Annotated in this window: 8 protein-coding genes; 3 read left to right on the top strand and 5 right to left on the bottom strand. The window is 71.0% G+C overall.

Annotated features, from left to right (window positions below; all coding sequences use genetic code 11):
- Positions 1 to 212: 212 nt before the first annotated feature.
- Positions 213 to 461 (top strand): WhiB family transcriptional regulator, encoded by a 249-nt coding sequence (locus ACSGDB_RS06580; protein WP_434993701.1) that lies wholly within the window; start codon positions 213 to 215, stop codon positions 459 to 461.
- Between the two features lie 127 nt (positions 462 to 588).
- Here ACSGDB_RS06580 and ACSGDB_RS06575 read toward each other — a convergent pair whose 3' ends face one another.
- The 4 genes from ACSGDB_RS06575 to ACSGDB_RS06560 form a co-directional block, all read right to left on the bottom strand.
- Positions 589 to 2,067, bottom strand: a complete 1,479-nt coding sequence (locus tag ACSGDB_RS06575; protein ID WP_434993700.1) for a sensor histidine kinase — start codon at positions 2,065 to 2,067, stop codon at positions 589 to 591.
- Positions 2,068 to 2,222: 155 nt separating this feature from the next.
- A complete protein-coding gene (locus ACSGDB_RS06570; RefSeq protein ID WP_434993698.1) occupies positions 2,223 to 7,046 on the bottom strand; it encodes an NAD-glutamate dehydrogenase in 4,824 nt (1,607 codons plus the stop codon).
- Between the two features lie 47 nt (positions 7,047 to 7,093).
- Positions 7,094 to 8,425: an AAA family ATPase gene (locus ACSGDB_RS06565; RefSeq protein WP_434993696.1), complete on the bottom strand. Its 1,332-nt coding sequence runs from the start codon at positions 8,423 to 8,425 to the stop codon at positions 7,094 to 7,096.
- On the bottom strand, positions 8,422 to 9,078 hold the full coding sequence (locus ACSGDB_RS06560; protein WP_434993695.1) for an SAF domain-containing protein: 657 nt from the start codon (positions 9,076 to 9,078) through the stop codon (positions 8,422 to 8,424). The genes ACSGDB_RS06565 and ACSGDB_RS06560 overlap by 4 nt, the downstream gene beginning before the upstream one ends.
- Before the next feature lie 185 nt (positions 9,079 to 9,263).
- Between ACSGDB_RS06560 and ACSGDB_RS06555 the strand changes: the two genes are divergently transcribed.
- Complete coding sequence (locus ACSGDB_RS06555; protein WP_434993694.1) at positions 9,264 to 9,491, top strand: helix-turn-helix domain-containing protein; 228 nt, start codon at positions 9,264 to 9,266, stop codon at positions 9,489 to 9,491.
- Between the two features lie 30 nt (positions 9,492 to 9,521).
- On the opposite strand, the gene ACSGDB_RS06550 is transcribed toward ACSGDB_RS06555, so the two are convergent.
- Positions 9,522 to 10,076 carry a hypothetical protein gene (locus tag ACSGDB_RS06550; RefSeq protein WP_434993693.1) on the bottom strand — a complete coding sequence of 185 codons (555 nt, stop codon included), beginning with the start codon at positions 10,074 to 10,076 and terminating at the stop codon, positions 9,522 to 9,524.
- Between the two features lie 122 nt (positions 10,077 to 10,198).
- On the opposite strand from ACSGDB_RS06550, the gene ACSGDB_RS06545 reads away from it, so the two are divergent.
- Positions 10,199 to 10,915 (top strand): LysM peptidoglycan-binding domain-containing protein, encoded by a 717-nt coding sequence (locus ACSGDB_RS06545; protein WP_434993692.1) that lies wholly within the window; start codon positions 10,199 to 10,201, stop codon positions 10,913 to 10,915.

Genomic DNA, 10,915 nt, shown 5'->3' with positions numbered 1-10,915 from the left:
TCCCGAATGGCACCCCTAGCAGGCTTTGTTGTGACAAACCACTCATGCATAACGGCGATCGGACAGGCCAAGCCCTTGTTTACCGGATGGTTACATGACAGCCTTAACGGAGTTGAAACCCGGGGGGCCGAAATCGGCCCCTTTACTATGAGCCCCCTCGTGAATGTTTTCACAAGCACACGGTGAGCGAGGCTGAAGGAGAATGTGATCACATGGATTGGCGTAGTCGTGCGGCCTGTCTGGACAAGGACCCGGAACTGTTCTTCCCGGTCGGCAACACCGGACCGGCGCTTCTTCAGATCGAGGAAGCGAAGAGCGTCTGCCGCCGCTGCCCCGTGCAGGAGACCTGCCTGCAGTGGGCCATCGAGTCCGGCCAGGACGCCGGAGTCTGGGGCGGGCTGAGCGAGGACGAGCGTCGGGCGCTCAAGCGCCGGGCCGCCAGGGCTCGCCGCGCCTCCTGAGGGTTCCGGACCGCATCGTCGGTCCGGCGCCGACGGAGCCCTCGAGGCTCCGGTCGATCGATCGAGGGCCGCCCGGTGGGCGGCCCTTCGTCGTCGGGCCGTCCACCGGCCATTGCATTCGGCAGACCTACGAGCCCTGGTTGAGGCGCAGTCCGAGTTCCAGCGCGACCGACGTGCCTCCGCCGGGACGTGTGCTCCAGGTGATCGTCCCGTCGAGTTCGCTCGTGACCAGCGTCCTGACGATCTGGAGACCCAGGCCCTCCGCGTGGCCGCCGACGGGCAGGCCGACGCCGTCGTCCTCGATGGTGACGCGGAGGATCTCCTCGCCGTCGTCCTCCGTCCGCCGGTTCGCCCGGAGCCACACCGTCCCGGCCCGACCGGACAGGCCGTGCTCGACGGCGTTGGTGACGAGTTCGTTGATCACCAGCGCCAACGGTGTCGCGAGGTCGCTCGGGAGCTCCCCGAAATCCCCACTCCGTTCGGTCCGCACCGCCTGGGACGGTGATGCCACCTCGGCGGACAGCCGGAACTGGCGTGAGATGAGCTCGTCGAAGTCCACGCTCTGGGCGAGGCCCTGGGACAGCGTCTCGTGCACCAGGGCGATCGTGGACACACGGCGCATGGCCTGCTCGAGTCCGACTTTCGCCTCCTCGCTGACCATCCTGCGGGACTGCATCCGCAGCAGCGCGGCCACGGTCTGCAGATTGTTCTTCACGCGGTGGTGGATCTCGCGGATGGTGGCGTCCTTCGACACGAGTTCCATCTCGCGGCGCCGGAGCTCGGAGACGTCCCTGCACAGCACGAGGGCCCCGAAACGCTCCTTCTCGTCGCGCAGCGGGATGGCCCGCAGCGACAGGCTGACACCGCGGGACTCGATCTCGGTGCGCCATGGCATCCTGCCGGTCACCACCAGGGGCAGCGTCTCGTCGACCATGCGGCGGTCCTTCAGCAGCCCCGTCGTGATCTCGGCGAGCGGCCGTCCCTCGAGGGTCTCCACATCCCCGAGGCGGCGGAAGGCCGACACCCCGTTGGGGCTCGCGTACTGGACGATGCCGTCGACGTCGAGCCTGATCAGCCCGTCGCCCACGCGCGGTGCGCCGCGACGGGACCCGGTGGGCGTCGCGAAGTCGGGCCACAGCCCGAGCGTGCCCATGCGCAGGAGGTCGTAGGCGCACTGGCGGTAGGTCAGCTCCAGCCGCGACGGCATCCTCGAACTGGAGAGGTCCATGTGGGTCGTCACGACGGCGAGGGTGCGGCCGTTCCGCACCATCGGGACGGCCTCGACCCGCATCGCCATCTCCGTGGTCCAGTTGGTCTCGCCCGAGCGCTCGATCTTCTGGGACACCCAGGCGAGGTCGACGAGGGGCTGGAGGTCGGCGCGGATGCGCTCACCCACGAAGTCGCTGTGGAAGACGGTGTGCGACGTCGACGGCCGGGCATGCGCCAGAGCGACGTAGCCACCGCCGTCGAGCGGGAACCACAGGGCGAGGTCGGCGAACGCGAGGTCGGCGACCATCTGCCAGTCCCCCACCAGCAGATGCAGCCACTCGGCGTCGCCGGGCTCGAACCCGGCGAACTCGCGGATCGGATCAGTGAAGATGGCCATGAAGTTCCTCTGTTGCTCGGGCAGGCGGCACCGCTACCGGCACCGCCGCGGGCGGCGGGCCGATCGCGGCCGACCGCCGTCGGCGGCAGGAGCTGCGGCGGGATGCCGGTTCCCAGTCTGTCACTCCCGGTGGGCCAGGCCCACCGGGAGGGGGGTCAGCGGACGATCGAGCGGAGGAGCCGCAGCGCGACCGACAGCGACGAGATGTCGTCCTGCTCCAGCATGTTCACCTCGGCGAACATGCTGCTGGCCCGCTGGAGCTGGTCGGCGTTCTGGTCCTGCCAGGCCTGCAGCCGCTCCCCCGCATCGCGGTCCCGCAGGTCCCCGGACGCCCGCATGACCGCGACCGTGATGTCCGCCGCGGTCGAGTAGAGATCGTCACGCAACGCAGCGCGCGCCAGGGCCTGCCAGCGGTCCGTGCGCGGCAGCTTGGTGATGCGCTCCAGCAGGTCGTCGACCTCGAAGCGGTCGTACACGGCGTAGTAGACGCGGGCGATGCTCTCCACGGGCTCGTCGACCCTGCGCGTGCAGTGCGCGATGTCGAGCAGGGCGAAGGACTCGAACTGTTCGGCCCAGCGCCGGCCGAGCTCCTCCGGGAGCTGCCACTCCGCAGCCCGCTCCCTCCACCGGAGGGCGCGCTCGAGGTCGCGTCCGCGCAGGTACTCGCACAGGTGGAGGCGGAACGGCGCGATCAGCGGCTTGAACGCGTCGATGTCCTGACCGACCGTGGTGCCCACCTCCACGTGGTTCACGAACCAGCGCACGGCGCGGTCCAGGAGCCGCCGCAGGTCGAGGTGCACGGTGCTCCAGTGTTCCGTCGGGAAGTCCGCCGGCAGCGCCGCGAGCGTGTCGACGGTCTCGTCGAGCGAGTAGATCTCACGCAGGGCCACGAAGGCGCGGGCGATCACCGGCTCGGGGACGGAGGTCTCCTCCATCACCCGGAAGGCGAAGGTGATGCCGCCCAGGTTGATGATGTCGTTGGCGATGACGGTCGAGATGATCTCCCGGCGCAGGGGGTGGGTGTCGAGCTGGTCGTCGAACCGCTCCACGAGCCGCCGCGGGAAGTAGCGCCGCAGCGTGCCGCTGAAGTAGGGGTCGTCGGCGAGGGTGCTGGCCGAGAGCGCCCTGGTGAGTTCGATCTTCGCATAGGCCGCGAGGACGGAGAGCTCCGGCGAGGTGAGCCCCTGGCCGGCGTCGCTCCGTTTCTGCAGCTCCGCCGTGGTGGGCAGCGCCTCGAGGTCCCGGTCGAGATCGGCCTTCTTCTCGAGCCAGTCCATCATGCGCTCGTAGCTCGGACTCCATTCGACGACCCGCTGGCGGTCGTTGAGCAGCAGGACGTTCTGGTCGATGTTGTCCTGCAGGACGAGCCGCCCGACCTCGTCGGTCATCGAATGCAGGAATTCCGCGCGCTCCTCCGGCTGGAGGCGCCCGGCCCGCACCATGCGGTCGACGAAGATCTTGATGTTGACCTCGTGGTCCGAGCAGTCCACGCCCGCGCTGTTGTCGATGGCATCGGTGTTGAGGATCACCCCGGACAGCGCGGCCTCGATGCGCCCGCGCTGGGTCATCCCGAGGTTCCCGCCCTCACCGACGACGCGCGCCCGCAGTTCGCTGCCGTTCACCCGGATGGCGTCGTTGGCGCGATCGCCCACCTCGGCGTTCGTCTCGTCGGAGGCCTTCACGTAGGTGCCGATGCCGCCGTTGTACAGCAGGTCGGCGGGTGCTCGGAGGATGGCGCGCAGGAGTTCGGGCGGGCTCAACCGGGTGACCCCGGCGTCGAGGCCCAGCGCCTCCCTCACCTCGGGCGAGATGGGGACGGACTTGGCCTGCCGCGGGTACACGCCGCCGCCGGAGCTGATCAGCGAGGTGTCGTAGTCCTCCCAGCTCGACCGGGGCAGCTCGAACAGGCGCCGCCGCTCGGCGAAGGACACCGCGGCGTCCGGGTTCGGATCGAGGAAGATGTGGCGGTGGTCGAAGGCCGCCAGGAGGCGGATGTGCTCGGAGAGGAGCATCCCGTTCCCGAAGACGTCACCGCTCATGTCCCCCACGCCGACGACGGTGAAGTCGTCGGTCTGGGTGTCGATGTCGAACTCGCTGAAATGCCGCTTCACGGATTCCCATGCGCCGCGCGCGGTGATGCCCATCGCCTTGTGGTCGTAGCCCACCGACCCGCCGGAGGCGAAGGCGTCCCCGAGCCAGAAGTCGTACTCCGCGGACAGCTCGTTGGCGATGTCCGAGAACGACGCCGTGCCCTTGTCTGCGGCGACCACGAGGTAGGTGTCGTCGTCGTCGTGCCGGACCACCCGCGGCGGCGGCGCCACCGTCTCGGTGGTGCCGTTCGTGATGATGTTGTCGGTGATGTCGAGCAGTCCGCGGATGAAGGTGCGGTAGCTCGCCTGGCCCTCGCTGATCCAGGCCTGGCGGTCGAGCGCGGGGTCGGGCAGCTGCTTGGCGAAGAAGCCCCCCTTGGCCCCGGTGGGCACGATCACCGCGTTCTTCACGGTCTGGGCCTTCACCAGGCCGAGCACCTCGGTCCGGAAGTCCTCGCGCCGGTCCGACCAGCGCAGACCGCCGCGCGCCACCTTGCCGAAGCGCAGGTGCACTCCCTCGACCTGCGGGGAGTAGACCCAGATCTCGAACTTCGGCCGCGGGAACGGCGCGCCGTTGATCCGCGACGTGTCGAACTTCAGGCTGACGTGGCGCTTGTCCTGGAAGTAGTTGGTCCGCAGCGTCGCCTCGATGAGATTGGCGAAGGTCCTGAGGACGCGGTCCGCGTCGAGGGTCGGAACCTGCTCCAGCCCCTCCTCGAGCGTCGTCCGGGCGGCGTCGGACGCCGCGTCCCGGTCACCCACGAGTCCGGGGTCGAAGCGAGCGGTGAACAGTGCCACCAGCGCCCGGGTGACGGCCGGGTTGCGGAGCAGGGTGTCGGCCACGAAGCCGTAGGAGTTCGTGTTGCCCATCTGTCGCATGTACTTGGCGTAGGCCCGGAGGATCACCACCTGGCGCCACCCGAGATCCTCGGTGAGCACGAGCCGGTCGAACTGATCCGATTCGCTGTCGCCCGTGACGGCAGCCGTGAACGCGTCGCGGAGCAGCGGCGCGGTGTCGAGCGGGGAGACGCCGGGCGGCAGCCTCAGCCCGAGGTCGTAGAGGAAGAACGAGCGATCGTCCGAGCGCGTGATCTCGAAGGGGCGCTCGTCCAGCACCTCGAGGCCGAGATTGTGGAAGTAGGGCAGGATCTGCGTGAGGCTCTTCGCCTCCGTCAGGTAGAGCTTCAGGCGGGCGTCCTCGCCGTCCTTGCGCTGCGGCACGTACACGTGGAGCTGCGGGGCTGCATCGCCGGACTCGGCCAGCCGCTCGAACCGGGCGATGTCCTCCAGGGCGTCCTCGACCTCGTAGTCGACGCGGTAGCTGGGAGGGAAGGACTCCGCCCACAGCGTCGCGAGACGCTCCGCGCCGTCCTGCTCGAACCGCTGCTGCGCGACCTCGACCACGCCCTCGGACCAGGAGCGGGCCGCGCGGACGAGGCGTTCCTCGAGCTCCGCCGCGTCGATCTCGGGGATCTCGACCCCCCGCTGGAGCCTGATGCGGAAGAACAGCCGCGCAAGCGCGGACTCACTCATCCGCGCCTCGAAATCGATGGACTGGGCACTGAGCGCGGTACGCAGCTCGCCCTCGATGCGCTGCCGGACACTGGTCGTGTAGCGGTCGCGGGGCAGGTAGACGAGGGCGGACATGAAGCGGCCGTACACGTCCGGCCGGAGGAAGAGCCGTGTCCTCCGTCGCTCCTGCAGGCGCAGGATCCCGAGCGCCGTGGACACCAGGTCCCCGTCCTCCATCTGGAACAGCTCGTCGCGCGGGTAGGTCTCCAGGATGGACAGCAGGTCCTTGCCCGAGTGCGAATCCGACGGGAATCCGCAGCGGCGCAGCACCTCGGCGACCTTGTCGCGGACGAGGGGCACGTTCCGCACCGACCCGGTGTAGGCGCTGGTCGCGAACAGGCCGATGAAGCGCCGCTCGCCGCTGACGTTGCCCTGGGCGTCGAAGCTCTTGATCCCGATGTAGTCGAGGTAGGCGGCGCGGTGGACGGTGGACCGCGAGTTCGCCTTCGTGATCACCAGGACCCGCCGCTCGCGCGCCTTCGCGCGCCCCGCCGCGGTGAGCTGTTGCAGGTGCGCGCTGCCGTGCCGGAGCAGACCGAGGCCGCTGCCCTCCCGGACGAGGAGGGCATCGGCGCCGTCCTCGTCCGTCACGAGGTCGTACTCCTTGTAGCCGAGGAAGGTGAAGTTGCCGTCGTCGAGCCACCGGAGGAGTTCCTGCGCCTGGCGCAGGTCGGGCAGCTGGTCGGCGCCCGCGACCGATCCGAGCGACGCCTCGATGGAGCGCACCGTGTCGCGCATGGCGGGCCAGTCCTCGACCGCGGCACGGACGTCGCCCAGGACCCGGTGCAGGCCCTCGATGAGCGACTCCTTCGCCGCGGCGCCCGGCAGCCGCGTGACCTCGACGGAGATCCACGACTCGATGTGCGTGGTGCGTCCGTCCTGGCCGACGAGGTCCCCGATGTTCGGCAGGGCCGCGGTGTCCCCGCTGGAGGCCCCGGCGGTCGAGGGAACACGTTCGAGTGCCGTGAGCGCGTGGGTTTCGTCCTCACGCACCGCGAGGAACGTGGGGTGCACGACCAGCCGGATCGCGGCGTTCTGCCGGACCAGCTCGGCCGTGACCGAGTCGACGAGGAACGGCATGTCGTCGGTGACGATCATGACGACGCTCGAGGTGCCCTGGTCCATGATGCCGACGGCGGCCGTTCCCGGCCGGCGGGATTCGGCGAGGTCGCGGTGGGCGAACGCCCGCTGGCGGAGGTCGGAGGGCGAATATCCGGCGGCGTCCTCGCGCGCGAGATGCTCGAAGTAGTGGTCTACGTATTCCTCCCGTGACGTGTCCGAACTGGGCTGATCCGTGGTGCTGGATCCAGACGACATGGGAAGGGCCTCCGTAACGAGATGAAAGGCCGCTCCGTTGCGACCTCTTACCGAGGAAGCCTAGCCGGGATGCCCGGAAACTTCACGTTGCGCGGCCTCCGTCCGGGACCCCGCCGGCGCGCCTCCCCGGCCGCGGGGACGTCGGCGAGACCGGCGATCGCGAGCCTCAGCGGCGAGGCCGGCGCGGTCTCGAGCAGGGCCGTTCCGGCGAGCAGCGCGCGGTCCGCCGCCGCGGCGTCCATGGGCAGGAACGCGGAGATCCCGAGGGACGGCCCGAAGCGCTCCCACGCCTCCCGCAGCTGCGTCTCCGGAGCGCGGCCCACCGCTTCCGCCCGCACCTTGTTGAAGACCACCCGTGGTGCCGCCGTCGGGACGGCGTCGCCGAGTTCCGCGAGCGCCTTCACCAGGCGCGGGACGCCGATCGTGTCCGCCGCGCCGATCGCGAGGACGGTGTCCGCAAGCTCGAGGCAGCGCAGGGTGGCCCCGTTGCGGCGCGGCGCGAGGGTGTCGAAGCTGAGCTCCTCGTCGGCCTCCAGGCAGAAACCGCAGTCGAGGACGGTCACCTCCGCCAGGGAGCGCCCGGCCTCGAGGACCTTGCCGAGCGCCGCGGGCCGCAGCTCGGGCCACCGGTCCGGGCGGGTGATGCCGGTCAACACGCGCAGCCGGCCGCCCTTCACGGCGACGCTCACCGCGATCCTGCCGAGCGCCGCGGCGTCGAACCGGCCCTGGTCCGCCATGCGACAGGCCTGCGCGAGCCCGGCCGATTCGTCGAGCAGTCCGAGCGATGCGCCGATGCTCGCACCGTAGGTGTCTGCGTCGACCAGCAGGACCGCGCTTCCCGCCGCGGCGAGTTCGGCCGCCATGTTGAGGGCGACGGTGGTGCGCCCCGGGGCGCCGGGCGGCCCCCAGACGGCCACGACCCGCCCGGAGCCCGGGTTCGGCGGCGCGTCGTCGGGCAGTGCCGCCGCGGTGTCGGGCAGGTCCAGCGGGTCGGCGTAGGCGAGGGACGCCTGGAGGCGGGCGGGGTCCGCCTCGAACCGTGCCACCGCCGCGGTCACGGCCGCCGCGAGGGCCGCCGGCGCGGCCGTCGCCTCGACGTACTCGACCCCGTCGACGGCGGCGCCGGGTTCCGGCAGCCGGTCCCGGAGCGCGACGACGACGGCGCCGGTGAAGCGCAGGCGGTCCACGAGGGACGTGGTGAGCTCGGCGGCGGCTCCGGGGGCGATGATCACCGCACGCGCCAGTCCGCTCTGGCAGAGGGCGACCAGCTCGGCGAGGTCCGCGCAGCGACGCACCACGGTGACGGGACCGCGCAGTTGCTCCAGTCCGGGCACGTAGGCGTTCGCCTCCGTCCCGAGGGTGATGACCGGGATGCTCACGACCCGGCCCCGGGGTTCAGCACGACGGCGATCCGGGCGTCGTTGGACAGGGCTCCCAGCAGCTCGGGCATGGCCTCGTCGTCGACGAGGACCTGGACGAGGGTCGAGGAGCTCGCGCCGAGGGCGGACTCCCCCACGGTCAGTTCCGCGACCTCCGCCGCCTCGAGGAGCAGCCGGGGTTCCTCGTAGGAATTCGTGTCCGTCCGGAGCGAGACCCACACATCCACCCGGTCCCCCGCCGCCGTCCCGCTGGGCAGCGGGTCCTCGACGGTGAGACCGACCGGTTTGCGGTCCAGTCCGTCGGTCGTGCCGATCGCGGTGGCGGGGACGAGCTCCCCCCGCGTGACGAGCCGTGTGGCGACGGCGCCGTCGGGGAGGCCGCCGGCGACGGGCAGGTAGGCGCCGTCCGCGTCCCCCAGGCGGACCGCCACGGCCACCAAATCCTCCTCCGTCAGCTTCGACCCGACGGCGAGGTCCTCCCGCGCCGAGTACACCTGCGTCGTGGTGTCCTGGCTCTCCAGGAGCGCGATCACCCCTGCGGTGGACGCGAGGACCAGCAGGAGCCCGATCAGCAGCCTCGGGTCCTTCCAGGAGGGCTTCCGCAGACGCGGAGCCTCGTTCGGCAACTGCACGGCGCGCATGTCGGTGCTCACTGTCGTCCCCCACTCGACCGGTGGGCCCCGGACGGGCGCCACTCCCCGCTCGTCATTGTTGTGCACAGCAGGCCCCAAGGGAACCGATCGGCCACACTCGGGACCGAGGTGTGGAGAACTACTGCAACGGGGCGCAGCGGTGGCAGACTGAAGATCCACCCGCACCGACCAGGAAAGGCGGACCCGTGGCCGAGCGGCGCTTCCTCACCCTCGCCGATGTGGGCGAGGTGCTCAACATCAGCGCGTCCCAGACGTACGCCCTCGTCCGATCCGGGGAACTCCCGGCCATCCAGGTGGGGGGCCGGGGTCAGTGGCGCGTGGAGACGCGGGTCCTCGAGGACTACATTGCCAGGGCCTACGAGAAGACGGCCGCGGCCCTGAAGCACGACACCCCGGCCGGCCCGCCTGCCTGACCGCTCCCGCGGCGCAGCACGGCGTGGAGCTCAGTCCTCCGGTGCTGCCGAGTCGACGGAGTCGATGGACGCGAACGGGACGGCGAGGACGTCCCTGCCCTGCGCCGGCCGCCGCTCGGGCCCGGCGGTCCCGAGGTCCAGGAAATCGGCGCCGACCCTGTCGATGATCCCGGCGTGACGGAACGAGGGCGACACGGTCCAGAGCGTCACCGGCGCCCGGTCGCGGGACAGCACGCGGAGCACCGACCCCAGTCCCAGGCGGGCCCCGACGGCCGACAGCGGCCGCCCGGCCCCGCGCCCCAGCCCCCGGAGCAGGTGCAGCGACGCCAGCGGCACGATCACGGACCGCCCCTCCACCGCGACGGCGATCCACTCCGACCCGACGTTCGTGAGGGTGCCGTCGAGCGACCGGCCGCCGCGCGTGGACACCCCCAGCGGCCGACCGACGTGGCCGAGGAGCCGCTGTACCAGGGTCAGCCGCGATTGCTCCGACCGCGTGCGGTCCCTGATCTCGCCCTCCTGGACGGCGGCCGTGGCCGCCTGGAGCTGTGACTCGAGGTCGTTGAAGAGGGCATCCCAGCGCATCCCCACAACCTAGGACTCCTCCCGCAGGGCGTCAATGATGGCCATATCCACTCCACGCAGCTGCCTATGGACAAACGACATCAAACGGCATCAAATTGATGCATCCAACGAGGAGGAATGGCATGCAGTCGTCAGACGCGATCCAGGCCGGGATGGTCCTCGGGTGCGGGATCATCACCGCGGGCGCAGGGGCCGTCCTGCTCGACGGCGGACGGACGACGCCCCGGCCGGCACTGGAGGGCGTCCTCGGCATGGTCCTGTCGGGAATCGGACTCGCCGTCGTCGGGGCATGGGTGCTCCTGTTCCTCGTCGCGGTACTCGCCGAACTGCTCCGGCGACGCGGCCCGTCCACCGTGGCGGCCATCGCCTCGGCATGTACCCCGGCGGTGATGCGACGCCTCGCCGCAGCACTCCTCGGCCTCCACCTCCTCGCCGTCCCCGCGGTCGCGCAGGCCGCATCGCACGGATCCGAGGGCGGGCGCGGGCCGATCCTGACCGCGCCCGCAGCGGAGTGGCCCGCACGCGCTGCGGACCCGCGGTCTCCGGACCCGATCCCGCCCGTGTCCCCGGCATGGAGACCGGCCCCCCTGCAGGCGGAGGGCGGGCCGCTGCTCCGCGGGGAGAGCCGCACCGTCGTCGAGGCGGAGGCGGTCGTCGCACCGGGCGATTCGCTGTGGTCGATCGTCGCCGCCCGCCTCGGACCTCTGGCGAGCGCAGCGGACATCGCCGAGGCGTGGCCCGCCTGGTACCACGCCAACCGTGCCGTCATCGGGGACGACCCGTCCTTCCTGCTCCCCGGCACCGTCCTGCAGCCGCCGTCCGGGGAGCCGTCCGGGTAG

It is taken from the genome of Arthrobacter sp. Ld5, from assembly GCF_051172775.1.
Taxonomy (GTDB): Bacteria; Actinomycetota; Actinomycetes; order Actinomycetales; family Micrococcaceae; genus Arthrobacter_D.
Note: the sequence above shows the minus strand (reverse complement) of the source record. Positions and strands in the feature narration are given on the sequence as shown.

What these genes read in the sequence shown, in the direction of transcription:
- ACSGDB_RS06580 (WP_434993701.1), top strand. Translation starts at nt 213, where the DNA reads ATGGATTGGCGTAGTCGTGCGGCCTGTCTGGACAAGGACCCGGAACTG.
- ACSGDB_RS06575 (WP_434993700.1), bottom strand. Translation starts at nt 2,067, where the DNA reads ATGGCCATCTTCACTGATCCGATCCGCGAGTTCGCCGGGTTCGAGCCC.
- ACSGDB_RS06570 (WP_434993698.1), bottom strand. Translation starts at nt 7,046, where the DNA reads ATGTCGTCTGGATCCAGCACCACGGATCAGCCCAGTTCGGACACGTCA.
- ACSGDB_RS06550 (WP_434993693.1), bottom strand. Translation starts at nt 10,076, where the DNA reads ATGCGCTGGGATGCCCTCTTCAACGACCTCGAGTCACAGCTCCAGGCG.
- ACSGDB_RS06545 (WP_434993692.1), top strand. Translation starts at nt 10,199, where the DNA reads ATGCAGTCGTCAGACGCGATCCAGGCCGGGATGGTCCTCGGGTGCGGG.